The organism is Gammaproteobacteria bacterium (assembly GCA_036381015.1).
Taxonomy (GTDB): domain Bacteria; phylum Pseudomonadota; class Gammaproteobacteria; order Steroidobacterales; family Rariloculaceae; genus ZC4RG20.
Window position 1 is genome coordinate 1 of sequence record DASVDR010000010.1, and the last position, 24721, is coordinate 24721.

General features: G+C 67.9%; 21 protein-coding genes and 1 pseudogene. 15 read left to right on the forward strand and 7 right to left on the reverse strand.

The features are described 5' to 3' along the window. The first annotated feature begins 8 nt into the window (after positions 1-8). From VF329_03525 to VF329_03535, 3 genes and pseudogenes are all read left to right on the forward strand, one after another. Positions 9-140: pseudogene (locus VF329_03525) on the forward strand (AAA family ATPase). Positions 141-508: 368 nt separating this feature from the next. After that, a complete protein-coding gene (locus VF329_03530; GenBank protein ID HEX7080064.1) occupies positions 509-5866 on the forward strand; it encodes a DUF4011 domain-containing protein in 5358 nt (1785 codons plus the stop codon). A 635-nt stretch (positions 5867-6501) separates the two neighbouring features. Further along, positions 6502-7215, forward strand: a complete 714-nt coding sequence (locus VF329_03535; protein ID HEX7080065.1) for a hypothetical protein — start codon at positions 6502-6504, stop codon at positions 7213-7215. Positions 7216-7238: 23 nt separating this feature from the next. Here VF329_03535 and VF329_03540 read toward each other — a convergent pair whose 3' ends face one another. After that, positions 7239-9320: a DUF5916 domain-containing protein gene (locus VF329_03540; GenBank protein HEX7080066.1), complete on the reverse strand. Its 2082-nt coding sequence runs from the start codon at positions 9318-9320 to the stop codon at positions 7239-7241. Between the two features lie 583 nt (positions 9321-9903). On the opposite strand from VF329_03540, the gene VF329_03545 reads away from it, so the two are divergent. The 3 genes from VF329_03545 (at position 9904) to VF329_03555 (ending at position 11673) form a co-directional block, all read left to right on the forward strand. Further along, positions 9904-10278: an SPW repeat protein gene (locus VF329_03545; GenBank protein ID HEX7080067.1), complete on the forward strand. Its 375-nt coding sequence runs from the start codon at positions 9904-9906 to the stop codon at positions 10276-10278. A gap of 122 nt (positions 10279-10400) precedes the next feature. Continuing rightward, entirely contained in the window at positions 10401-11201 is an 801-nt protein-coding gene (locus VF329_03550) for a M90 family metallopeptidase (protein HEX7080068.1), read from the forward strand. Between the two features lie 61 nt (positions 11202-11262). Continuing rightward, positions 11263-11673 (forward strand): PGPGW domain-containing protein, encoded by a 411-nt coding sequence (locus VF329_03555; protein HEX7080069.1) that lies wholly within the window; start codon positions 11263-11265, stop codon positions 11671-11673. Positions 11674-11694: 21 nt separating this feature from the next. Here VF329_03555 and VF329_03560 read toward each other — a convergent pair whose 3' ends face one another. Together VF329_03560 and VF329_03565 are read right to left on the reverse strand one after the other, a co-directional pair. Next, a complete protein-coding gene (locus VF329_03560; GenBank protein ID HEX7080070.1) occupies positions 11695-12180 on the reverse strand; it encodes a DUF456 family protein in 486 nt (161 codons plus the stop codon). After that, complete coding sequence (locus VF329_03565) at positions 12180-12761, reverse strand: cytochrome b/b6 domain-containing protein (protein ID HEX7080071.1); 582 nt, start codon at positions 12759-12761, stop codon at positions 12180-12182. Before VF329_03565 ends, VF329_03560 begins: the two co-directional genes overlap by 1 nt. Positions 12762-12837: 76 nt before the next feature. On the opposite strand from VF329_03565, the gene VF329_03570 reads away from it, so the two are divergent. The 4 genes from VF329_03570 (at position 12838) to VF329_03585 (ending at position 16535) form a co-directional block, all read left to right on the forward strand. Then, on the forward strand, positions 12838-12987 hold the full coding sequence (locus VF329_03570) for a hypothetical protein (GenBank protein ID HEX7080072.1): 150 nt from the start codon (positions 12838-12840) through the stop codon (positions 12985-12987). Positions 12988-13622: 635 nt separating this feature from the next. Continuing rightward, positions 13623-14219 (forward strand): methyltransferase domain-containing protein, encoded by a 597-nt coding sequence (locus VF329_03575; GenBank protein HEX7080073.1) that lies wholly within the window; start codon positions 13623-13625, stop codon positions 14217-14219. After that, positions 14212-15474 (forward strand): sialidase family protein, encoded by a 1263-nt coding sequence (locus tag VF329_03580; protein ID HEX7080074.1) that lies wholly within the window; start codon positions 14212-14214, stop codon positions 15472-15474. The genes VF329_03575 and VF329_03580 overlap by 8 nt, the downstream gene beginning before the upstream one ends. Positions 15475-15494: 20 nt before the next feature. Beyond that, entirely contained in the window at positions 15495-16535 is a 1041-nt protein-coding gene (locus VF329_03585; GenBank protein HEX7080075.1) for a CocE/NonD family hydrolase, read from the forward strand. A gap of 15 nt (positions 16536-16550) precedes the next feature. Here VF329_03585 and VF329_03590 read toward each other — a convergent pair whose 3' ends face one another. Beyond that, positions 16551-17657, reverse strand: a complete 1107-nt coding sequence (locus tag VF329_03590) for an NAD(P)/FAD-dependent oxidoreductase (GenBank protein ID HEX7080076.1) — start codon at positions 17655-17657, stop codon at positions 16551-16553. Positions 17658-17782: 125 nt separating this feature from the next. On the opposite strand from VF329_03590, the gene VF329_03595 reads away from it, so the two are divergent. Together VF329_03595 and VF329_03600 are read left to right on the forward strand one after the other, a co-directional pair. Further along, positions 17783-18367, forward strand: coding sequence for a nitroreductase (locus tag VF329_03595; GenBank protein HEX7080077.1), 585 nt, complete (start codon positions 17783-17785; stop codon positions 18365-18367). Between the two features lie 64 nt (positions 18368-18431). Next, positions 18432-19070: a TetR/AcrR family transcriptional regulator gene (locus VF329_03600; GenBank protein ID HEX7080078.1), complete on the forward strand. Its 639-nt coding sequence runs from the start codon at positions 18432-18434 to the stop codon at positions 19068-19070. A gap of 84 nt (positions 19071-19154) precedes the next feature. Here VF329_03600 and VF329_03605 read toward each other — a convergent pair whose 3' ends face one another. From VF329_03605 to VF329_03615, 3 genes are all read right to left on the reverse strand, one after another. After that, on the reverse strand, positions 19155-19769 hold the full coding sequence (locus tag VF329_03605; GenBank protein HEX7080079.1) for a nuclear transport factor 2 family protein: 615 nt from the start codon (positions 19767-19769) through the stop codon (positions 19155-19157). A gap of 8 nt (positions 19770-19777) precedes the next feature. Continuing rightward, positions 19778-20206 (reverse strand): hypothetical protein, encoded by a 429-nt coding sequence (locus VF329_03610; GenBank protein HEX7080080.1) that lies wholly within the window; start codon positions 20204-20206, stop codon positions 19778-19780. Between the two features lie 105 nt (positions 20207-20311). Next, complete coding sequence (locus tag VF329_03615; GenBank protein HEX7080081.1) at positions 20312-21481, reverse strand: beta-ketoacyl synthase N-terminal-like domain-containing protein; 1170 nt, start codon at positions 21479-21481, stop codon at positions 20312-20314. 347 nt (positions 21482-21828) lie between these two features. Here VF329_03615 and VF329_03620 point away from each other — a divergent pair, with 347 nt between their 5' ends. From VF329_03620 to VF329_03630, 3 genes are read left to right on the forward strand one after another with little or no spacing between them, the layout of a single operon-like run. Then, positions 21829-23145: a dicarboxylate/amino acid:cation symporter gene (locus VF329_03620; protein ID HEX7080082.1), complete on the forward strand. Its 1317-nt coding sequence runs from the start codon at positions 21829-21831 to the stop codon at positions 23143-23145. Then, positions 23145-23963 (forward strand): pyrroline-5-carboxylate reductase, encoded by an 819-nt coding sequence (proC, locus tag VF329_03625; protein HEX7080083.1) that lies wholly within the window; start codon positions 23145-23147, stop codon positions 23961-23963. Before VF329_03620 ends, proC begins: the two co-directional genes overlap by 1 nt. Positions 23964-23999: 36 nt before the next feature. Continuing rightward, a complete protein-coding gene (locus tag VF329_03630; protein HEX7080084.1) occupies positions 24000-24479 on the forward strand; it encodes a MaoC family dehydratase in 480 nt (159 codons plus the stop codon). Positions 24480-24721: the final 242 nt, after the last annotated feature.

Below are 24721 nucleotides of genomic sequence, written 5' to 3' on the forward strand. Positions count from 1 at the left end.
AAAGCCCTATGCTGACCCATCCGATCCTCGACCAGCTGCTCGAGCTCAAGCTCACGGGCATGCACCGCGCGCTCGCCGAGCAGCTGCGCGCGAATGACCTCGGCCCCTTGAGCTTCGAGGAGCGGCTCGGGCTGCTCGTCGGATAGCTCAGCTCTACAGGCTGACACGGCATGCCCTGCCGCCATTGCATATGGAACGGGCTCTATACAAAGCTTGTCGGCGTCGAGCCTCCTCGCTTTGCCGCTATCCCTCCGCGCCCTGCAAGGACGGGTTTGCCGCGGTTGTTTTGATCAACGCAGACTGCTGAGCCCGTCGGGGTCCAGCGGGGAGCCAACAATCAGCGAGGCCCACGAGAGGCCTGAAAGGGAACTGCGTCGCAACTATCAGCACCCGGGTCCGCCTTTTGTGCGGTCGAGCGCGGTGACGACTACCCACGCGGGCTAAGCTCCTCCGGGAGCATCGAGGCCCGCTTGGCCAGTCGCGGGTCTGTGAGGGCCAGGTTCTGAAAATGCAAGAGAACGAACAGCGGAAAAACACTCTACCCAACCACAAGGCCGCCATCCACTGTGCGGCCGCCGAACGGCTGAACTTTGCCTGCCACCAAAACTCGTACGCGGTCCTCCGGGAGCTGCGCATCGAGAACCTCAACGACACGCAGCCCCTCGAAAACCTCACCGTCACCATCGAGTCCGATCCGGCCTTCCTGAAGCCGAAGAGCTGGCAGGTGGATCGCGTCGATCCGAAAGGCACCGTCGAGATCCGGCTCAGAGACATCGATCTGAACGGGCAATTCCTGCTCGAGCTCACCGAAGCCGTGCACGGCTCGCTGAAAGTCCGCGTCGAGCGCGCCGGTGAGCTGCTTGGCGAGCACTCCCAGCCGATGACTGCGCTCGCCCGCAACGAGTGGGGCGGCGCCGGGTATATGCCCGAGCTCCTCGCGGCTTTCTGCCTGCCCAATGACCCGGCGGTGGACCGAGTCCTCCATGACGCCGCGAACCTCCTGCGTCGCTCCCGCCGACCGGATTCCATCGACGGCTACCACTCCGGCAGCCGGAAGCGTGTGTGGGAGATCGCCGAGGCTATCTATGCCGCGGTCGCCAACTTGGGTATCACCTACGCTACCCCGCCGGCGAGTTTCGAGACCAACGGCCAGAAGATTCGCCTGCCCAGCCAAATTCTGCAGAACCGCGTTGCCACCTGCCTGGACAGCACGCTGCTGCTTGCGGCCGCGTTCGAGCAGGCGGGCCTCAACCCCATCGTGGTGCTGCTCAAGGATCACGCCCTGGCCGGCGTCTGGCTCCAGCCCGAGACGCTCGCGAGTGTCACGAACGACGAGGCGGAGGTGCTGCGGAAGCGCTTCCCGTTAAATGAGCTGATCCTGATCGAGTCCACGCTCGTGACCTCGCACCCGGCGCCGCCCTTCTCCCGGGCCGTGCAGCGCGCCGTGGACCAGCTCACGCCCGAGAACGAGGCGAAGTTCGTCACGGCCGTTGACATTGCGCGGGCCCGCGCCCACCGAATCTCGCCGCTGGCTTTCCGGGTGGAAAGCGAAGGGGTGCCCGGCGCCGGCGACGGACAGGTCGTGGGCGAGGTTGCGCTGGAGGAACCGCCGGGCCTGCCGGACTTTGATCAGGAAGTTGAGGAAGAGTTGCCGAAAACGCCCGAGGGCCGCCTCGAGCGCTGGCAGCGCAAGCTGCTCGACCTGTCAGCCCGGAACCCTCTGCTGAACTACCGGCTGACCAAGACCAGCATCCCGATCTTCTGCCCCGACCCCGGGCTGCTCGAGGACAAGCTGGCGGATGGGGCCAAGATTTCCATCACGCAGGCGCCGCGGCCCGACGACAAGTCGCAGGACAAGGAGCTGCACCAGCAGCGCACGGGGGAGCGAATCGACGAGGCCTACGCTCGGGACGCGCTTGCCCGCAACCAGGTGCTGGTGGACCTTCCGAAAGCCGAGCTCGAAAAGCGGCTGGTTGAGACCTACCGCAAGGCCCAGACCTCGCTGCAGGAGGGTGGCGCGAACACTCTCTATCTCGCGATCGGATTCCTGTTCTGGAAGCGCGACCCGAAGGACGACCGTCGCTTCCGTGCCCCGTTGATCCTCCTCCCGGTGTCACTCCAGCGCCAGTCCGTGCGCAGCGGGGTGAAGATGCTCGCTCACGACGATGAGCCGCGCTTCAACACCACGCTCTTGGAGATGCTCCGCAAGGACTTCGGCATCGAGGTTCCGGGCCTGGATGGGCCACTCCCGACCGACGCGAGTGGCGTAGACGTCCGCGGCATCTGGACTAAGGTGCGGCGAGCCATCGTGGAGTCGCCCGGGTTCGAGGTCGTGGAAGACGTAGTGCTCGGCCACTTCTCGTTCGCCAAGTACCTCATGTGGAAGGACCTGGTCGACCGCACGGAAGACCTGCGCCAGAATCCGGTCGTAGCGCATCTCATCGATACGCCCCGAGACCCGTACGGCACGGACGAGGGCTTTGTCGACCGAAACGAGATCGATCGGACCTTCAAGCCGAGCGACCTCCTTGTACCTCTGCCAGCCGACTCCTCGCAGATGGCGGCGATCGCCACGGCGGACCGCGGTAAGGATTTCATCATCATCGGCCCGCCCGGCACCGGGAAGAGCCAGACGATCGCGAACATGATTGCCCACCTGCTGGGCAAGGGCAAGACCGTGCTTTTCGTGTCCGAAAAGACGGCGGCACTCGAGGTCGTATATCGGCGCCTGAATGAGATCGGGCTCGGCCGGTTCTGCCTCGAGCTGCACTCTAACAAGGCGCGCAAGGCCGACGTGCTGAACCAGCTCAAGGAGGCGTGGGACGCGGGGCTCGCTCGCACCGAGAGGGCGTGGAATGAAGAGGCCAAGCGGCTCGAGCAGCTGCGGGATCGCCTCAACCTAGTAGTCGACCACCTGCATCGCGTCCACCCCAACGGGTTGACCGCGCACGAGGCCATGGGCCTCAAGGTCCGCGACGAGGTGCTCGCGCAGCGTGTGCGCTTCTCCTGGCCCTCGAAGGATCAGCACTCCGAAGCCGACCTCAAGCGCATGCGCGAGGTGGTCGGGTTGCTGCAGGTGCAGGCGCGGGCTATCGAGGACGTGAGCTCGAGCCCCCTGCGGCTGATCGCTTACGGCGAATGGAGCCCCAGCTGGGAGCACGAGGTGATCGGCTGCGCGACCCGCCTCGCCGGCGCGACACGCCCGGTCGAAGAGGCCAGCCGCGCGCTCTGCTCCTCGATTGGCATCGAGCTTCCGGAGCTGCGTCTCCGGCACCTCCTCGCGCTCGGCGACCTTGCCGGTGCGCTGCAGAAGGCATACCGGACGCAGGCCGCCTACGCGCTGGAAGCGGACGGGCAGGATCGAATCGAGGCGCTGGAAGCGGCGGTCTTGCACCTCAAGGCCTACGCAGCCGCGCAGGCCGAGCTGAGTTGCCCGTACGAACCGATGGTCTGGCGAAAGCTGGACGGAGAGGATCTGCTCGCTCGTTGGGACGACGCTGAGGGATTCTGGTGGCTCAAGCGCGTGCTGAAGCAGCGGGCCATCCGCAAAGAGCTGCGCGCGGGAGGTGCGAAGGGCAAGCCCGACGCCCGTGCCGACGCAGAGGTGCTGATCCGGCTGCGGAAGGAAGGCGAGGCGATCGACAAACTTGACAAGCAGCTCCAGTCGCTTCGCAACTGGGAAGCGCACGGCAGTGACCCCGAAGCCCTGAACAGCCTTCGCGAGCTCGGTGCCCGGATCCGCGGAGCCGTAGGCCGCCTGGCGGAGTCGCCGGAGGCCCTGATGCAGGTGCGCGCCAAGGTGCGCACCCTCCTCCAGGATGGCAACGATCTGCTGGCCCCAGATGCGCCGACGGGACGGCTCGCGGCCGAGCTCCGCCGGGCACTGTCCGAGCTGGCCGCGGCCCTGGCTGCGTTCGAGGAGAAGGCTGGCCGCCCGGTTCGCGAGCTCATGGCCAAAGCGGGGTACACGCTGGAGCAGATTCACGAGGCCGCGGAATCGATCGTGCAGCACCGGGACCGCCTGAATCACTGGTGCGCATGGCAGCGGCGCCGTAACGAGGCTCTCGATGTCGACCTCGGGCCCTTGGTGGATGCAATCGAGGCCGGCAACGTGCCGGTGGAGGAGATCCCGGAGACCTTCGAAGCTGCATACGCGGCATGGTGGTCCGAGCGCGTTCTCGACGAGGACGAAGTGCTCCGCACGTTCTCGAGCGCCGAGCACATGGACACGATCCAGAACTTCCGTGCGGCCGACGACGCATTCCAGGCCACCACGGCCCGCTACATCGCGGCCAAGCTGAGCGCCAAACTACCGTCGCAGAACAACGTGCCCAAGAAGTCGCAATGGGGCGTCATCAAGCACGAGATCACGAAGCGGGCGCGGCACAAGCCCGTGCGGCAGCTGATGCAGGAGGCACCGGAGGCCATTACGACGCTGACCCCGTGCCTGATGATGTCACCGCTCTCGGTGTCCCAGTACCTCTCGGCCGAACAGGCGCTGTTCGATGTGGTGATCTTCGACGAAGCCTCGCAGATCACCGTCTGGGATGCTGTCGGTTCGATCGCACGCGGCAAGCAGGTCATCGTGGCCGGCGATCCCAAGCAGATGCCGCCGTCCAACTTCTTCGGCCGGTCCGAGGACGACGTCGATGGCGACATCGACTATGAGGGCGACCTCGAGAGCATTCTGGACGAGCTCCGCAGCGCGAACGTGCCGGAGATCACACTCAACCTGCACTACCGGTCGCGGCGTGAGAGCCTAATCGCGTTCTCGAACAACTGCTACTACGACAACAAGCTAGTGACGTTCCCGCCGCCGGAGCGCCCGGACCGGGGCGTCAAGCTCGTGCGGCCGGAAGGCTTCTACGATCGCGGCAAGTCGCGCACCAACGAGGGTGAGGCGCGCGCGATCGTAGCCGAGGTGGTGCGCCGCCTGACCTCAACCGATCCGGTAGTGCGAAACCGGACGATCGGCGTAGTCTCGTTCAACGCGGAACAGCAGTCCCTGATTCAGGATCTGCTGGACCAGGAGCGCTCCAAGCATCCGGAGATCGAATGGGCGTTCGCCGAGGATCACACGGAGCCCGTCTTCGTGAAGAACCTGGAGACCGTGCAGGGCGACGAGCGGGACGTGATCCTGTTCAGCGTGACCTACGGGCCGGATCGTTCCGGGCACGTCACCATGAATTTCGGGCCGCTGAATCGCGAGGGTGGCGAGCGCCGGCTCAACGTGGCAATGACCAGGGCGCGGTTTGAAATGATCGTGTTCTCCACGATGCATCCCGACAAGATCGACCTCTCGCGCACCAGCGCCCGCGCGGTCGCGGACCTGAAGCACTTCCTCGAATACGCCGAACGGGGCCCATCGGTGCTTGCGGCCAGCATTCAGGGCTCGCTGGGTGATTTCGAATCCCCATTCGAGGCCGCAGTGGCGGCCGCCCTTCGAGAAAAGGGCTGGACGGTTCACCCGCAGATCGGCGTCTCCGCCTTCCGCGTGGATCTCGGCATCGTGCACCCGGAGCGCCCGGGTGTGTACCTCGCCGGCATCGAGTGCGACGGCGCGATGTACCACAGCTCGGCGTACGCCCGGGAGCGCGACAAGATTCGGCAGGCTGTTCTCGAGGGCCTCGGGTGGACACTGTTCCGCGTGTGGTCGACCGAGTGGTGGATCAACAAGGCGGCCGCGCTCAAGGAGCTTGATCGAAAGCTGCGCGCGCACCTGGAGGCTGAGCGGGCACGGGCTCGTGCGAAGAGCAAGCGGGCCGGGGACGACGCCGGCGGGGCGAAAGAGGCAGTGGCAGCAGAAGCGGAACAGCCGAAGCCAAGGCGCGTCGCTTCGTTCGGCGGTCAGAACCCGGAGAGCTGAGGCTAACAGACACCGCCGCCGTGTAGCCGCGGCCTGAGTCTCACCGGCGCCAGCTCACGGCGCCTGCGCCGCAAGCTGCCTTCGATCGCCAGCGATACTGCCAATTTCCCATCATCTCGAAGATGCCGCCAGCCTGCGCGTACACTGCGGGTCGGATCAGCGGGAGGATGCGCAGTGCCTTTGGATAGGACCATGCCAAGTCCTAAGAGGGCACTCTATGTGTCTGATTCGTTATACGCCAGGGAAACGATACTGTTTTCACCCGACAGCGGCGCCTGTCCGCTTCGCAAAGGGGAGAGATCCATGCGATTCGGCATCCGCGCGCGCGTCGTCGGATTGCTTGGCGCGGCGGGCCTGGCTGGGGTCATCGCCGCGCAGGCGCTGTGGCCCGAGGGGCCGCTTCCAGCGCCGGCCGAGCCGTGGCGGACGCCGGTCACCCCGTGGGGCGATCCCGATCTTCAGGGAACGTGGCCTCTCGATGACCTCAATGGGACGCCGGCCCTCCGGAGCTCGGGCGCCGCCGCTACCTCACGGACGAGGAGTTCGCGGAGCGCACCGCTCGCTTTGCCGCGCTGAACGGCCGCTACGCCGAGGAGGTCGCGTCGCACCGTATCGGCGCCGGCCATTGGACGGAGATGGGCGAGCCGAATCGGCTGACGTCTCTGATCATCGAGCCGGCGAACGGCCGCGTGCCGCCGCTCACCGAGGCGGGCAAGCGCAAGGCCGCGGCGATGACGAGCTCGTCGTCCGACGTTCCGTTCGACGACATCGACGATTTCGGCACGCTGGACCGGTGCATCACGCGCGGCCTGCCGGCCTCGATGTTCCCTTTCACGTACAACAGCGGCATCGAGATCGTTCAATCGCCGGGCTACGTCGTGATCCGCCTCGAGATGATCCACGAGACCCGCATCGTGCCCGTGGACGGGCGGCCGCAGCTCGCCCCGGAAATTCGTCAGTGGATGGGCGAGTCGCGCGGACACTGGGAAGGCGACACGCTCGTCATCGAGACAGCGAGATTCAACGGGCGGACACCGATGCTCGTCGGCCCGGACGGCGGCGCGATCCCGACGAGCGCGTCGATGCGCATCGTCGAGCGGCTGACGAGAACGGCCGAGGACGAGCTCGAGTACGAAATCGAGGTGATGGATCCGGAGACGCTGACCGGGCCGTGGAAGGCGGCCTTCCCCTGGAAGCGCGACGAAGGGTACGAAATCTTCGAATACGCGTGCCATGAAGGCAACACGATCGTCGCGAGCCTGCTCAGCGCGACGAGGCTGCGAAGAGGGCAGAGCGCGCGGAAGCAAGGCGAGGCCGCTGCCGAAGGGGATGTCTTCCGGGCTCCGTGATGGAAAAAAAAGTCCCGGCTCTTTCAGAAGCGAAACGTGTAGTCGAATTTCAACGTCAGCTCCGAGGCCATCGACTCGAAGCTGTTGTCCTTGTCGAAGTCCTGAAGATTGTGATTCAGAACGATGAACCCTTCGCGGCCCTCGCGCGGGATCCAATGCAGGCGACTGTTGATTCCAAGGGTCTCCGAGATGTCGTCGTACTGCACCAAGGTCACCCATGACAGCTTCGACGAGAAGACGACCCCGTTCGTGAGCTCTACGAGCCGCGAGATGAAGTCGCCCGCGCGGAGGTCGATGTCGTTCCACTCGTAACCCACGTTCAGGAAGTAGTGCTTCGACGGGCGCCAGCCGAGGCCCGCTTCGACTTGGAGGCGCTCACCGTCGTAAAAGTCGCCGGTGCGGTACGTGAAGTTGCCCGACAGCTTGCGCTGTGCTCCGGTCTCCAAATCGAAGCCGTAGCGCTTGAAGGAGTAGAGTCCGGGCGCGACGCCCACGGTCCGCGTCGGATCGCGGTAGAGCTCGAAGGGTTCCAGCACGTTCTCCTTGTCGGCGAGGTAGCGGAGCTGGAACACGTCGCGGGCGCGGCTTTGGAGCTGGAGCGGCGTCCACGAGATGCGTTGCGATTGCAGGTCGCCGGAAAGCCGATCGATCCGTTGCGCGTCGACGCCGGCGAACACCTGCTGGACGAAGCCGCCGTCCGTGAACCGCGTGTACCCGAGCTCCACGTTGCGGGCGCGCACCCCGCGCCGGCTCACGAACCCGAGCGCGGGATCGAAGTTCGCTTCGAGCTGGCGGATGCTTGCGCCTCCCCGCCAGCCTTCACTGTTCGGCATGCTGAATCCGAGGCCGTAGGCCCCGTCGTCGCCGTCGACGCCTTCCGTGTCGGAGCGTTGGTACCAGGCCTCTCCCGAGATCGTGCGCCCGCCCGGCAGTCGCGTGTTCAGATAGCGGAAATCGAAGCCGTAGAGCGAGTTGTCCGCGCCGGAGCTCGGGTCCCCGTCGGTGACGATGACGCCGACCGACGACTCCGCGAGCACGTTCGCCGTGGCTCTGCCGACGAAGGCGTTGCTCGCCGGAACGTCCTCGTGCTCGTCCTGGCGGACCGCCAGCGTGCCGATCGTCCAACGGCCCACCCGTCCGCTGATCTTGCCGCCGTACTCGAGATCCACGGGCTCTCCCGATGGGCTCAAGCCGAGCCGGCGGGAGAAGAACGGGCGGCCGTTCTCGAGCGTCGCGCGGTCGGCCGCCGTGCTCTCCCGGCTGCCGATGTTGCCGAACTCGAACAGGTCGTTGTCCTGCAGAAAGAACGCGCGGCGCTCCGGGAAGAACAGGCTGAACCGGGTGAGATTCACCTGCCGGTCGTCCACCTCCGTGGCCGCGAAATCGGTGTTCAGCGTGAGCGTCGCGTTCAGCGACGGCGTGAGCTTGTAGAAAAGATCGAGCGAAGGCTCGATCTCGGTGTCGCTGCCGGACGGCGAGAAGCTCCGGGTGCGAACCGTGGACACGGAGGGAGCGACATCGAGGCCGATCCCCTGATTCATGCCGCTGAAGCCCGTCACGAGACCGACGATGCTCGGATTGATGGTCCGGTTGCGGGATACCCAGGCCGCCTCCTCGTTCTTACGGCGGATCGCGCGCCCGAAGTTCATCGCCCAGGTATCGTTGTCCGGATCGAACGAGAGCGTCTTGAACGGGATCGCCATCTCCGTAGACCACCCCTCGTCGTCGATGGTGGCCGTTCCTTCCCAGATCGCCTCCCAGTTCGTTTGAAAGCTCGAATTGCTCTGATAGATCGCATCGACGCGGACGCCGTTAGGGTTCAGCTCGAACCGGTACCCTCCACGGCGCTGATTGAATGGATCGATGATGACCGCGAGGCGATCGTCGTTCGCGAGCCCGGTCTTTTGCTTGAGAATGTTGGCGCTGATTTGCTCCGGCTCGCTGTCCCAGAACCGGCCGCCGATGTAGAGCGCGTTCTCGTCGTACATCAAATAGATCTCGGAGCGCTCGGTCGGCGTCCCCTGGTCGATCGGGCGGGCCTGGACGAAGTCGCTGATCACGGCCGCATCGTCCCAGGCCGCATCGTCCAGCACGCCGTCGATCACGGGAGCCTCGCTGGCTCGCTCGATCCGCACTACCGGCAGCGACTCGTCCCGTGGAAGGGCGGGCTCTTGCTCGGCCGCCCAGCACGGCACGAGGGGGAGGATCGAGAGGAAAGCGACACGGGCGCGGGGCGGCATCGAGCGAGAGCGGCAACTCACTGTTTTCTGTTCTGATCCAGCTTCGGGGAACGCGCACTTAAGCACAAGCGCGGCCGGAGCGGAAGAGGCCACGACGGCGGCCCCGGGGCGCCCGGCGACACTGCGCGCTCCCGCCGAGACGCGGGCCATTCATGTCGGTAGACCCGGCGCAAGCTTGCGGAGATGTACTTCCATATTAAGGAAACTCTCAAGAACGATCGGTTGGAGAGGCGCCAAGCCCGGCCGGCGCACGACGCGGCGCACGACGCGGCGCGAGCGTGGGCTTGCGGTTCGCAAATCCTGCGTCGTGTTCCAAACCCGTGGCATGCAAGTTGCACTCGGGGCGGGAGGACCTGACGGAAAGACTCGGAGGTGGATCATGGCTCGTGCCGATGCTGTAACGCCCCACACCGGGAACCGAATCCGCACCGCGAGCGGGATCACTGCCTTGCTGGGCGTATGGCTGATCATCGCGGCTTTTACCGTCGCGGTGTCGCAGGAGGCCTACTGGAACGATCTGCTGGTCGGCATCGTCGTGCTGATTCTCGGCGTGACCCGACTTTCGCGGCCGACCGAGGGCACGAAGCCGGCGGGCTGGGTGAACGCCGCGATCGGCGTATGGCTCATCGCCGCGCCTTTCATCCTGGGCTACGCCGAGGACCAGGAGAGGTGGAACGACATCATCGTCGGCGTGCTCGTCCTGATCTTCGGCGCATGGAGCGCGTCGCTGCCGACGGAGTACGAAGCCGACCGCACCGTCACCACGGACACGACGACGACCGGCGGCACGACGCACGCCGCGTCGCGGCGAAGGCACCGGTAGCGCGCGGCTGAATTCGGCCGACCACGAGCGGGCGCGTCCAGCGGCGCCCGTTCGATGCCGGCCCGCAATCCCGAGCCGCGGCGGTCTCTCGCCGCGGCCCTTTCTCTCTGTATCATGGCGCCGTGTTCGGATTCCTCACCAGGCGGCGGCGCCGGCGGATTCTCGAGCGCGCGTCGATCCCGGACGCGCTGTGGCGTGCCACGATCGACGCGGTGCCCGCGTTGGCGCGCCTCGATCCCGAGACGCAGGAAAGGCTTCGGGCGCTCGCGCTTCTGTTCCTTCACGAGAAGCGGATCGAGCCGGCCGGAGGGCTCGTGCTCGACGACGCGATGCGGGTGCGAATCGCGGCGCTCGCGTGCCGGCCGGTGCTCGAGCTCGGCCTCGATTGCTACGCCGGCTTCAAATCGGTGATCGTCTATCCCGGAGAGTTCGTCGTCCGGGATCGTGAGCACGTGGACGAGAGCGGAGTCGTGCACGTCGGCGACGACGTGCTGAGCGGGGAGTCTTGGGACTTCGGGCCGGTCGTGCTCGGCTGGGAAGACGTCGAAGCGAGCGGGCAGGGTGACGGCTACGACGTGGTCGCGCACGAGTTCGCGCACAAGCTGGACTTGCTGGACGGGGCGGTCGACGGGCTGCCGCCGCTGCACCGCGAAATGCGGGTCGCCGAATGGACCGCGGCGTTTCAGTCCGCCTACGACGATCTCGTCGAGCGCGTCGAGCGCGGCTGCGACACGTGGATCGACCCCTATGCGGCCGAAGACCCGGGTGAGTTCTTCGCGGTTTGCACGGAGCTCTTCTTCGACGTCCCGCGCGCTCTCGCGCGGCGCTATCCGGACCTTTACGCGCAGCTCGCCGCGTTCTTCAAGCAGGATCCGGCGGCGGGCCCGGGGAGAAAGCCCGCGCGGCTCGAGGGCGCGACTTGACCGCGCCGCCGCAACCTGCAATCGTGCCGCGGCCTCGTGCTTGTGGCCCAAGACTCGCTTGTTGGTAAAGCTTCTCGACCTCGTCGCGGCGTATGCGCCGTGGCTCGTTGCGATCTCCGTCGTGAGTCTCCTGATCGGCGCCCTGCTCGTGCCGGCAATGATCGTCAGGATTCCGCCGGACTACTTTCTGCCGCGCCGCCGACGGCGGCTCGCGGCGGGCGGCAGGCACCCCGCCGCGAAAGTCGCGCTCGCGGCCGCGAAGAACGGCCTCGGCGCGCTGCTTTTGCTGGTCGGCGTCGCGTTGCTCTTTCTTCCCGGGCAGGGACTGCTCACGCTGCTGGCGGGCCTGACGATCATGGACTACCCGGGAAAGTACGCCTTCGAGCGCTGGCTCGTCCGGCGGCCGCGCGTGCTGCCCGCGCTGAACTGGTTGCGGGCTCGCTACGGCCGGCGGCCGCTGATCGCGCCCTGACGTCGCCCGGCGCCGAGCCGTCTAGACGAAGCGCATCACGACGAATACGCCGACCATCGCGAAGCCGAGCGCGAGCTTCGCGGCGGCGCCGAGCAGCATGCCGAGCGTAGCGCCGAAGCCCGCTCGCCCCGCCTCCGTCAGATCCTTGTCCGCGGAAAGCTCGCCGAGCACCGCGCCGATGAACGGGCCGATCAGCACGCCGATCAGACCGAAGAAGATTCCGACGATCGCCCCGATCGCCGCGCCCAATGCCGCCCGGCGCGAGGCGCCGTAGCGCGTGGCGCCGAGCGATCCGGCGATGAAATCGAGCACGAAGGCGAGGACGGCGAGAACGCCGAGGAGGACCAACGTTCCGGCGCCGATGTACTGGAAGTCCTCGGCCCATGCACCGACGACGAAGCCCGCGAACAGGAGCACGGGGCCGGGCAGCGCGGGAAGCACGAGCCCGGCAAGGCCCCCGACGATCAGGACGACCGCGAGGAGCCAGAGGAGGGTCGTCGTCAACATCAGCCCGGCGGGCGCGCCGGCTCCGCCTGCTCGTGGGCTTTTCCGGGCACGAGCATCTTGCCGAAGGTGCCGTCCTGGTTGAACGCGGAGTGCTTGTAAACGCCGACGAGGTGCAAGAGGGTGAGGATCAGCACGGTCACGGCGGCTCCGGCGTGCACGCGGTGCAGCGCGTCCCGGACCGCGAAATTCTGCTCGAACGGGCTCGGAATCACGAACCAGTGCCACACGCCGATCCCGTCGCCGCCGAACCACACCATCAGCGGGCCGGAGATCAGCATGGCCGCGAGCGCTGCGAGCAGCGTGTAGTGGACGTATTTCCCTATCAGGAAAAACACGCCGCGCTGCTTCGGCAGCGGCCCCGGATGCCCGTATCCGAAGCGCAAGATGATGCGCGCCCACAAAAACACGTAGCTCGTGATCGCGATCGACGTGTGGAGCAGGAGCGTGTCGGCCCGCTCCTGGCCTTGCAGCGTGGAGATCGTGTCACCGATGAAAAGCAGCACGATCACGACGATCGCCGTGAACCAGTGCAGCGCGATTGAAAGCCATCCGTAGCCGGCAGCGGTATCCTTGATCGGCATCGACTCGTCTCATGAACTCCCCGGTTCGGGGGGCATCGGCCCTCTATTGTACCGGTACCGGCGCCGGGTGCCGGACATGCGTTTCGGGCGTTCGGCGCCGGGCACGATCTCGGCGCCGCCGGACGCGATCCGGGCGCCGCCGGGCACGATCTCGACCCCGATGGATACGATCGCGACGCCGCCGGGCACGATCCCGACGCCGGCCACGATCTCGGCGCCGGCGTGATGCCGGGGCTGCATTTCGAGGCGGATTTGCCGGCATCGAACCGCGGGCAGCCGCCGGAGGCCGCTCCCGGAGCGAGCGTCGGGCTTCTTGAATAGGCTAAACATCGACTATTCGGGATACGGAAGAATCCCGTACAATCGATCATGCCCCGGGGCGCGGCGCGCCCATGGTTGTCCCTCTCAACCAACCGACCCCCAGAGCGGCGCCCCCGGGGCGCCTTTCCCGCGCGCTCGCCGGCTCACCTCGCGCGGGTCGCGCTACGCCGCAAGATCGCAGAGTGCGGCCCTCATCCTTGTCAACAACGGTCCGAGTATCGGATAGTTCGCAACCGCCATACCGTGCGAAGAAAAACGAAGGGGGGCTCCCGATGCGCCGTCACGCCTTGGCGTTCGCGATCTCGGCCTGCGTTGCCGGCTCGCCCCGGCGGCGAGTCGGCCACGGCGTCCTCCTCGGCGAGCGCCAGCGGCGCGCGCAACGGCCCGGAATGGGCCGTGCTGCTCGGCGGCACGACCTTCGAGCCGTGAGAGCGACTCGACGAAACGTACGGCACAGGGAGCTCGAATGACCCCCGATTGCATCGCCGCGCGGGCCCGACGCCCGCGGGCCCCCGTTTGCGAACCCCACGGAGGATTCGGATGGATGGACAGGATCTGCAGCCGCACGACGGGGCGCCCGCGCCCGGAAGCTTCTTCCTGAGCTGGCTGCAGAGTCCGTTCTCGGTCGGAGCGGTGGCGCCGAGCGGCCGCGAGCTCGGGCGGCTGATGACGCTCGGTATCGGCCCGGGCTCGCGCGTCCTCGAGCTCGGCGCGGGGACGGGGACGCTCACGCAGGCGATTCTCGACCGCGGCGTTTCGCCGGCCGATCTCTTCGCCGTGGAACAGAATCCGAAATTTGCGGCCATACTGAAAGACCGGTTCCCGTCGTGCACGATCGTCACGGCGGATGCCCAATCGCTCTCTCGGCACTTGCATAGCCTTCGCGGAAGCATGGATTATGTGGTCAGCGGCCTGCCGTTGCTGCTCTTCACGGCCCGGCAGAAGATGCGGGTGCTGGAGCAGGCCTTCTCGATGTTGATGCCGCAGGGATGCTTACATCAGTTCACCTATGGGGGCCGGTGCTCGGTCGGCCGCGCGCTGCTTTCGCGGTTGGGGCTCGATGCCGCGCTGATCGGCGTTGCCGCACGCAACATCCCGCCCGCGTTCGTTTACCGTCTGACCAGAGCTCATGACTGAATCGCCCGTCGTCTTTTCGACACCGATCGCGACGCGGGTCGCCGCGGCCGCGGCGCTCGCGTGGCTGCTCGCCGGGTGCGGCAGCAACGGCGCAGGGGGCGCCGGTGCGCCGCAGGCGCTGATGTCGCCGGCGGGCGCCGGCAGCGGCGAGCCGCATCTCGCCGTCACCGACGACGGCCGGGCCGTGCTGAGCTGGCTCGAGCCGACCGCGGACGGCTACGCGCTGCGCTTCTCCACGCTCACGGACGGCGGCTGGAGCGCGCCCCAGGTCGTTGCGAGCGGCACGGATTTCTTCGTCAACTGGGCTGATTTTCCGTCCGTTCAGCCGATCACGGCCGACGTCTGGGCCGCGCATTGGCTGCGAATGGCCGAGGGCAGCTTCGCTTCGTACGACATCGTTCTGTCGTTGTCGACCGACGGCGGCCGCACGTGGAGCGACGGCGAGCTGCTGAACAGGGACGGCGTGCTGACCGAGCACGGATTCGCGTCGCTGTTTCCGTGGGGCGGCGACATCGGCGCGGTATGGCTCGACGGCCGCCGACTCGCGGAGCAGTTCGAGAGCGGCGTCGTCGATCCGGACGTGCCCGTCGGCACGAGCTTGCGCTTCGCGCGCATCCGCTACGACGGGACGGTCACGGAGCGGGGAGAGCTCGACGAGCTCGTGTGCGACTGCTGCGCGACGGATGCCGTCGTCACGGATGCCGGGCCGGCCGTCGTCTACCGCGACCGCAGCCCGGAGGAGATTCGCGACATCAAGCTTCTGCGGCACATCGGCTCGGAATGGGCCGCGCCCGTGAGCGTCGCCGCGGACGGCTGGCGCATCGAGGGCTGCCCGGTGAATGGCCCCGCGATCGCCGCCCGGGGCGAGGAGATCGCGGCCGCTTGGTTCACCGCCGCGGAGGAGCGTCCGCGACTGCGGCTCGCGCGGTCGACCGACGGCGGCGCCACGTTCGCCCCGGCGATCGATGTCGACGGGAACCGCGCATTCGGGTACGCCGACGTCGTGCTGCTCGACGACGGCGCCGCTTACGTCAGCTGGTGGCGCCGCGGCGGGGCGGGAGGCCTCGCGCTCGCCGTGCGGCGCGTTGCCCCCGACGGCGGGCTTGGCGAGATGCGGATCGTCGCGGAAAGCGACGTCGCGCAGCCGCTCGACGTGCCGCAGATGGTCGCGGCCGGCGACCGCCTGGTCTTCGTCTGGACGGATGCCGCGGAAATGCGCGTGAAAACGGCAGCAATGCGGCTTCCTCGGAGCTAGCGAGGAGCCCGTCCGGGATCATGATGCGGCTGCTCGGAAGGCCCCACATCGTCGGGTTTTTGCGACCGTCGCCCGTCGTGCGGACGCGGAAGCTGGTCGTCGGAGGATTGCGCGGGCTGCTGGCCGCCGCGGGCCTCGCGGCGATCGCGGCGCTCTCCGGCTGCGTCACGCGCGCGCCGCTCGCGCAGACCTATGACGGGCCGCGCGAGCTCCCGTCCGCGCTGGCCGCTCGATTCGCGTACGAGCCTGAGCCGCTCGTCGTCGAGAGCGACCCGCTTCGAGAGCGGCGGCGCTTCGACGTGCACGAGATCGTGCTGCCGGGAGTCGGCGAGCCCGATGCCGAGCCGATCTCATTCGAGTACTACGACGTGGAGGGCGACGCCGCGACCCCCATTATCGTCGTGTTACCGATCGTCAACGGGAACCTGATCGTATCGCGCTACTTCGCGCGGTATTTCGTCGACCAGGGGTGGGCCGTGGCGGTCCTCGATCGCGAGGGCGATCCGCTGGATCACGCGCTCGAGGATCCGGAGCACCTGATCCGGCGCAACCTCCTCGACTACCTCCGGGTGCTCGATTGGGCCGAGGCGAACCCGGAATTCGATGCGATCGGCGTCTTCGGGATCAGCTTCGGCGGCATGGCGGCCGTGATGCTGGCCGCGCTCGACGACCGGATCGACGCGGTCGTGGCCGCGATGGCGGGAGGGGATCTTCCGTACCTGATGACGCACACGAGCTATCGCAGCATCGCGCGGCAAGTGCACAGGGCGCTCCAGGAGACCGGCATGAGCCGCTCCGGCATGCGGCAGCGCCTCGACGAGCTCATCTCCACCGACCCGCTCGCGCTCGCCCCTTACGTCGACGCCGAGGACGTGATGCTCGTGATGACGCGAACGGACATGATCGTGCCGTTCGAGACTCAGCAGGCGCTGCGCGCGCGCCTCGGCCGGCCGGAGACGCTGTATTTGCCGACCGGACATCGGACTTCCGTCATCTACTTCCCGCTGCTGCGCAGCAGCGCGTACGACTTCTTCGCGCGGCAGTTCGCGTCGCCGAATTGACGCCGGGTGCCGTTGTCAGGCGCCGAGCCGCTCGCGAACGTGCTCGGCGATCGCGAGCGACGCGGTGAGCCCGGGCGATTCGATCCCGAAAAGATGCACGAGGCGCGGCCCGCCCGAATCGCCTTCGACACGGATGTCGAAATCGGCCGGCGGCTCCCCGGGGCCGCTGAGCTTGGGGCGGACTCCGACATAACCCGGCGTCAGCCCGCCGTCCGGAAGCGCCGGCCAGTACCGCCGCACTGCGGCGTAGAAGCGCTCCGCTCGCGACGCATCGAGCGCGTAATCGATGCGCTCGGTCCACTCGACGTCCGGGCCGAAGCGCGTGCGGCCGGCGAGATCGAGCGTCGCGTGGATGCCGAGCCCGCCGGGCTCCGGCAGAGGGTAGACGAGGTGCCGAAACGGGCTCGCGCCGGCGTACAGGAAGTAATTTCCTTTCGCATAGCGCACGCTCGGCGCACTTCCCCCGAGGCCGCGAATCGACCGCGCGACCTTCTCCGCATGCAGACCGCCGGCATTCACCACGCAGGCCGCATCGATCTCCGTGATCTCGCCGTCCGTCGCGATCCGCAGCCGCAGGCGGCCGCCGTCGACTCGCCCGTCGATCAGCTCCGAGCGCAGCGCGACATGGCCGCCGGCACGCTCGAGATCGCCTTGCAGCGCGAGCATGAAGCCGTGGCTGTCGACGATCCCGGTGGACGGCGACAGGAGCCCGGAGACGCCGACGACCGCCGGCTCCAGCGCTTCGAGCTCGCTGCTATCGAGCCTGCGAAGATCGGCGACTCCGTTCGCCGCGGCCGTCGCGCGCAGCGCGTCGAGTCGCGGCTCCTGCTCGTCGTCGACGGCGACGATGACCTTACCGCAGCGTCGATGCGCGATGCCTTTCTCCGCGCAGTATCGATACAGCGCGTCGCGGCCGCGCACGCACAACTGCGCTTTGAGGCTGCCCGGCGTATAGTAGATGCCGGCATGAATGACCTCCGAGCTCCGCGACGACGTCTCCGCCCCGATCGCCGAATTCTTCTCGAGCACGACCACCTCGCGGCCCCCGACCGCGAGCGCGCGGGCGACTGCCAGGCCGACGACGCCCGCTCCGATGACGACGCTTTCGATCTGCTCACTCATTCGTTCCGACTCGGGCGGCTGCGGGCGCCGGATTATTGGCGTGCGTGGCGCCGGCCGTCAAGCTCGACTTGCGTCGAAAGGTAACTAGAATCATCGGCTTATAGCGCAAGAATCCCGGAGGTCAGATGCCCGACAGCGTTCCGCGTTTGCGGCCCGCGCAACTCGACGACTTCGCCGACGCGATTCGCTCGCGGCGCTCGATCGATCTCTTCGAGCCCGGAGCGCCCGGAACCGAGGTGCTTCTCCAGGCGATCGAGCTTGCGCGCTGGGCGCCGAATCACCGGCTCACGGAGCCATGGCGTTTTTACCTTATCGGTGAGCGCACCGCTGATGATATCGTCCGCTTCGCCGCGGAGTTCGAGACCGCGGTCAAAGGCGAGCAGGCGGGCGCCGCACGGTTCGCGCGTCTCAAGGCGATTCCGGCGTTCTTCGTGCTGACTTGCAGGAAAAGCGACGACGCGTTGCTTCAGCAGGAGGATTATGCCGCCTGCTGTTGCGCCGCGCAGAACTTGATGCTCTATCTCTGGCAGTGCGGCATCGGCGTGAAGTGGACGACCGGCGCTATGACGCGCGAGCGGCGCTTCTACGAGATCGTCGGCATCGATCCCGCAGCCGAGATGCTCGTCGGCTTCTTTTGGTACGGGCGGCCGAAGGTCGTGCCCAGCAAGAAGCGTCGCGAGGTCGCCGCGATAGTGGTGCAGCGGCCGTAGCGGGCGGCTCGGGCCGATCGGGAGAACGCCGGGCCGCCGATCGTCAAGCGAGGCAGAGGCAATCATGGAAGAGCTGATCAGTTCGATCACGGTCCCGAACTCGTCCCGCGGCAGAGAGCGGCTGGCGCGCATTCTGGACGCCGCGACGGAGCTGTTTCTGAGAGACGGTTACGGCGCGACGTCGATCGACGCGATTCTCGACGTGTCCGGCGGCTCGAAGGCCACGCTATACAACTACTTCCCGACGAAGGACGACCTCTTTCGTGCGGTCATCGACGAGGTCCTCTCGTCCACGCACGTGCCGAAGCTCGATACCGGCGCCGACCCGAAGAGCACGCTCGTCGAGTTTCTGACGCAGCGGCTCGAGGCCATCTTCTCGACACGCCATCACGCGCTGCTCCGGCTGATCATCGCCGAGCGGGAGCGCTTCCCGGATCTCGCGCGTATGTACTACGAGCGCGGGCCGATGCAGACGCGCTCGGTGCTGAGCGACTACTTCGTCGAGCTCGAGCGACGCGGCGTCCTCGACCCCGGCACGCCGCGAGAGGCGGCCGAATTCCTGACGGGAATGCTCGCGCATTGGTGGATCATCGAGGTGCTGCTACTCGGCGGCAGCCCGACGCAAGAAGCCATCCGCGACCGCGTCGTGCGCGTCGTCGACCGCTTTCTCGCAGCCTTCGCGCGGCGCCCGCGCACGGTCTAGCCTTCGCGCGGCCCCCGCGCGGACGGTCGAGCCTAGCCGGCCGTCCCGCCCCGCTTCACGACGTGCGCGCGTGCGGTCTCGGCGCTACGGCGGCTCGCCGGGCGTCGGTGCGCCGTCGAGCCACGCCTTGCCTTCGGCGTATAGCTTCTCGACGGCCGGCCCTCGGAGGCCCGGCAGCCCCTGTTTGACCTCGAAGCCCGCCTTGGTCTGCAGGTACGCGAGGTGCCGATACCCTTCGGGGAAGCGCGCGAGCAGCGTCGCGTCGAGCTCGAGACGGGCCGCAGGGTCCACCGGGTCGAGACGGTCCTTCTCGTAGATCGGCTGCCGCCGCACGATGCCCCAACGACCGCTCCGCTTCTCGAAAAAATCGTAGAAGCGGCCCGTGCAGAGCGCGTCGACCAGAACGCCGTCCACCGTCGCGCGCTGACCGATCGTCATCTTTGATTGCGCGATTGCGCGGCTCCCGGCCACGTCGCACGTGACCGCGCCGAGAAAGTGGATGATGTTGACACCGCGCTCGAAGCCTTCCCGGCGCGCCTTGACGAATTCCTTCGCCGGGCCCTGAAACCAGGTGGCCGTCATCCACGCATCGTCGTGCCAGACCGTCTCGAAGCGCGCCCAATCTCCGGCGTCGCTCCAGATCACCCAGTTGTTGACGATCTCGATGATCGCGCGCTTGTCGTCGGCGGCGGTATCCATGGGGCTGCTCACGGAATCTGGATGCCGCCGCCGCGGGCGCCGCCGGGTCCGCCGAATCCGCCGGGCCCTCCGAAGCCTCCCGGCCCGCCCGCTCCGCCGCTTCCGGGCACGATCAGCGACGAGGCGGCCTCCCGGCGCAGCTCCTCGAGCCGCTTCAACGTGCTCTGCAAGGCTTGCTGGGCGAGGTCGCCGAACTTCGCGACCGCCTCGTCCAGCGAGGCCGCGTCCACCTCGAAGCTGATCGGCAGCGCCCCGGCCGGCGTCAGCACTTGCGTCTGGCCCACGTACAGCACCGGCCGCGACGGGTCGCGCGCGCCGGACGCGGTGACCGGCGTCAGCCGCTGCAGACTTCCGATCCGGCGGTCCGTGAACGTTTCCTCGTGGTACAGGTTGGCGCCGTCCATCGCGATGTCGACGTCCGTTGGCTGTTCTGCCATCTGTCCTCTTTCCTCTCCTATGCGCCGGACCCCATAGGCTAACACCGACGGGCTATCGAGCGCGCGGCGGGCCGCGGCGGGCCGGCGGCGCAGGGGGAGCGGCGCTCAGTCCACGCGGCGCAGCACGTGGCTCACGACGGTTGCGCCGGTGCCGCCGATGTTCTGCACGAGGCCGAGGCTCGCGCTCGGAACCTGGTTATCCCCCGCGGCGCCGGTGAGCTGCAGGTACGCTTCGACGAGCTGGTACACGCCCGTGGCGCCGACCGGATGGCCCCGCGCCTTGAGCCCGCCCATCGTCGAGAGCGGCAGCTCCCCGTCGAGCCCGATGCGTCCCTCCGCGCCGAAACGCGTGCCCGTGCCGGGATCGGCGAAGCCGGCCGACTCGAGGCTCAGCACCGCCATGATCGTGAAAGCGTCGTGCAGCTCGAAGAAGCTCACGTCGCGGTGTGCCGCGCGGGCGTCGGCCAGCGCTTTGCGGGTCGAGATCTCGACCGCATCGAGCTTGAGGATATCCGAGCGCCGTTGCAGCGCGAGCGGCGCCGTGGCGGCCGCCGAAGCCGCGACGGCGACGCGGGCGTCGTTCGGGCGCAGCTGCCTCGCGACGTCGGCTGCGGCGAGGACGACGGCCGCCGCGCCGTTGCAGAGCGGGGAGGCATCGAAGATGCGGATCGGATCGACGACGACCCGGGACTCGAGGTATCGCTCGAGATCCACGTCCTTGTGGAACAGCGCGTTCGGGTTCGTCATCGCGTTGCGGTGCGCGTTGATCGAGAACGGCGCGAAGTCACGAGGCTCGGCCCCGTACCGATCCATGTAGTGCCGCATGAGCTGCGCGTTCAGCGACATGAATGACTCGCCGCGGGCGCCCTCGAGCTCCCAGTCCGCGGCCGTGGCAAGCGCGCGTGTGACCGTGTCGCGGTCGACGTGCGTCATCCGCTCGAGCCCGCAGACGACGACCACGTCGTGCATGCCGCCGGCGATCGTCAGATACGCCATGCGGGCCGCCGCGGCTCCGGACGCGCATGCGGCCTCGATCGTCACGGCGTCGAGGCCGGGCAGCTCCGCATAGTCGGCGATCAGGCCGCCGAGTTGCTGCTGCCCGGTCAAAAGACCCGAGGTCATGTTGCCGACATAGAGCGCGTCGACACGGTCCTTCTCGACGCCGGCATCGGCCAGGGCTTGCCGTACGACCGACGCGGCGAGATAGCGGCCGCGGACCGAAGTGTCGCGCGTGATCGGCGCCTGGCTCACGCCGACGATGTGGACCTCTCTCACTTCGTCTCCGGCGCTAGGAAGAGTGCGGGGAATCCGTCGCGGGGCGAGCGGGTGGGCCGCAGGCGGCAAGCTTCGCTCGAGTGAGCTCGGTCATCGCAACGTCCTCGGGTCGACGAGCATTCGGCTCCGTCCTAAAGAGAAACGCGAGCCGTGCCCGCGGGTTCCGAGCCGGCATATTACCCAATCTGCGCCGCCGGTTGGACGGGCGAGCCGCGATTCCGGGCTCGGCACGGCGCGCCGGAGAGCCGGCGGCGGGCGGATACGGCCGGCGCCGGGCCTCGGTTGCGCCGCCTCGGCCCAGCCGGTAGTGTCCGGTTGTCCCGGCACCGCTCGCACGAACGGCGACGATGAGCTTCACGCAAAAGATCCTGATTGCCATGGCGGCCGGCATCGCGGTCGGCGCGGTGCTCGGCGCTTTCGCGGGCGAGTCGGCCTTCGTGAGCGAGTTGCTCGTCGAAGGGGTGCTCTACGTCGTTGGGCAGGTCTTCGTCGCGCTGCTGCAGATGATGGTGGTGCCGCTCGTGCTGGTATCGCTGGTCTGCGGCGTCACGTCGCTCGGGGACATCGGCTCGTTGGGACGCGTCGGCGCGAAGACGCTCGTCCTGTATCTGCTGACGACGGCGATCGCCGTTGCGCTCGTGCTGGTGATCGCCACTGCGGCGTCGCCCGGGCAGGGCTTCGAGCTTTCCGGCGAGGTCGCTTACGAAAGCGCGGTGCCGCCTCGGGTGGCGGACGTGCTCGTCGACATGGTTCCCGCGAATCCCGTGCGCGCGATGGCCGACGGCGAGATGCTGCAGATCATCGTCTTCGCGCTGCTCCTCGGTTTCGCGATATCGCTCTCGGGCGAGGCGGGACGCCGCGTCGCGTCGATCTTCTCGGATCTGAACGACGTCGTGATGCGTCTCGTCATGCTCGTCATCAAGACCGCGCCGATCGGCGTATTCGCGCTCCTCGCGCGCACGTTCGCGACGCAAGGCCTCGACGTCCTTCGCCCGCTCGCGGACTACTTCCTCGTCGTCGTCGCCGGGCTCGTCGTGCACGTCGCGCTCACGTATACGACTCTGCTGCGCCTCGGCGGTTTGAGCCCTGTCACGTTCTTCGTCAAGATGCGCGATGTGATGAGCTTCGCGTTCAGCACGTCGTCGAGCAGCGCCACGATTCCGGTCACGCTGAGCACGGTGGAGCGCCGCCACGGTGTCGCGAACTCCGTGGCCGCGTTCACGATCCCGCTCGGCGCCACGATCAACATGGACGGCACGGCGATCATGCAAGGCGCGGCGACGGTCTTCATCGCCAACGTATACGGCGTGGATCTCGGCGCTGCCGAATACCTTACCGTGATCCTCACTGCCACGCTCGCGTCGATCGGCACCGCGGCCGTTCCGAGCGCGGGCCTCATCATGCTCGCGATGGTGCTGCAACAGGTCGGCCTGCCGGTCGAAGGCATCGCGCTGATCATCGGCGTCGATCGCCTGCTCGACATGATGCGCACCGCCGTGAACGTCACCGGCGACTGCGTCGTCACGTGCATCGTCGCGAAGTCCGAAGGCGCGCTCGATCTCACGACTTACAACGACCGAAGCGCAGGCGCCGGGAACGCGGCATCCGCGCCCGCGATCCGGGCAGGCGAGCCGGCGGAGCCCGCGGGGAGCGTTCCCGAGTAATGATGGACGTCCGGGTATTGCTGATCGGATTCGGGAACATGGGCCAGGCGCTCGTGAAGGGCTGGCTCGACCGCGGCGTGCCCGCGGCCGCGATCCGCGTCGTCGATCCGGCGGCCGGCGCGCTCGAAGCCGCGGTGAAGCTCGGCGTCGCCCGGAGCGAGGCCGTGGACGCGGGCGCGCTCGCGCACGCGCCCGGCGTCGTGCTGCTCGCCGTCAAGCCCGGTCAGCTCGAGGAGGCGCTGCGCGCGTGCACTGGCGTCGCGGCCGCCGGACCGTTGTTTCTGTCGATCGCCGCCGGCAAGCCGATCGCGTCGATCACACGAGTCCTCGGCGGCGACACGCCCGTCGTCCGGGCGATGCCGAACACGCCGGCGGCGGTCGGGCGGGGGATGACGGTGCTGACCGCGTCGCCGCGCGTGAGCGCGCCGCAGAGGGCTGCGGCCGAAGCGCTGATGGCGGCGGTCGGCGAGGTCGCCTGGGTCGACGACGAGACGCTGATGGATGCCGTGACCGCGGTATCCGGCAGCGGTCCGGCGTACGTGTTCCTGCTGATCGAGTGCCTGACCCGGGCAGGAACGGCGGCAGGCCTCGACGGCGCGCTCGCCGAGAAGCTCGCCACCGTGACGGTGGCGGGTGCCGGGGCGTACGCGGCGGCGTCGGGAGAGCCTGCCGCGGAACTGCGCCGGCGCGTGACGAGCCCGGGCGGAACCACCGAGGCGGCGCTGCGCATCCTCGCTGCCGCCGACGGTCTCCCGGACCTGCTCGAGCGGGCCGTGCGCGCTGCGGCCGAGCGCAGCCGGGAGCTTTCGCAAGAGTAGCCTTAGGGCGCTCTCCCCGCGAAAGGAGGTCACTCGATGACGGGCCGCTACTACGACGACTTCGAGGTCGGGCAAGTGTTCCGGCACGCGATCCGCCGGACGCTCACCGACGCCGACAACGTGCTGTTCAGCGCGCTGACGCACAATCCGGCGCCGCTCCACATCGATCGCGAGTACATGCGCACGCAGTCGGAGTTCGGGCAGCCGCTGATGAACAGCTTTTTCACCCTGGGGCTGATCGTCGGCATCTCGATTCACGAGACGACCCTCGGCACGACGGTCGCGAATCTGGGGCTCGAGGAGACGCGATTTCCGCATCCGCTTTTCCCGGGCGACACGCTGCACGCCGAGACCGAGGTGCTCGCGATGCGGCCGAGCCGCTCGCGGCCGAACAACGGAATCCTCACCCTCGAGCACCGCGGCTACAATCAGCACGACGTCCTGGTCGCGGTCTGCAAGCGCAATGTGCTGATGCTCCGCCGCCCGGAAGCGCGCCCGGCCGAGGGTACGCCGTAGGCGGCGGTCCGCCGGGCTCGAATCCTGGTCGGCCGGCGGGAGCCTTGCCCTGGGCGGCGGCGGAATCCATTCGAGTGGCTCCGCCGCCCCGCGGGCCTGCGCCGCCTGCGGCGGCTCGCCGGCGCCGCCGCTCGTCGCGAACGCCCCGCGCCGCCTCGGCACGCCGCAGGCCGCGGGGCGTCAAATACCGGTAGAGGGTTCTCAGTTTAAGGAATACCTTCTTGTAATCTTTGCTATTGCTG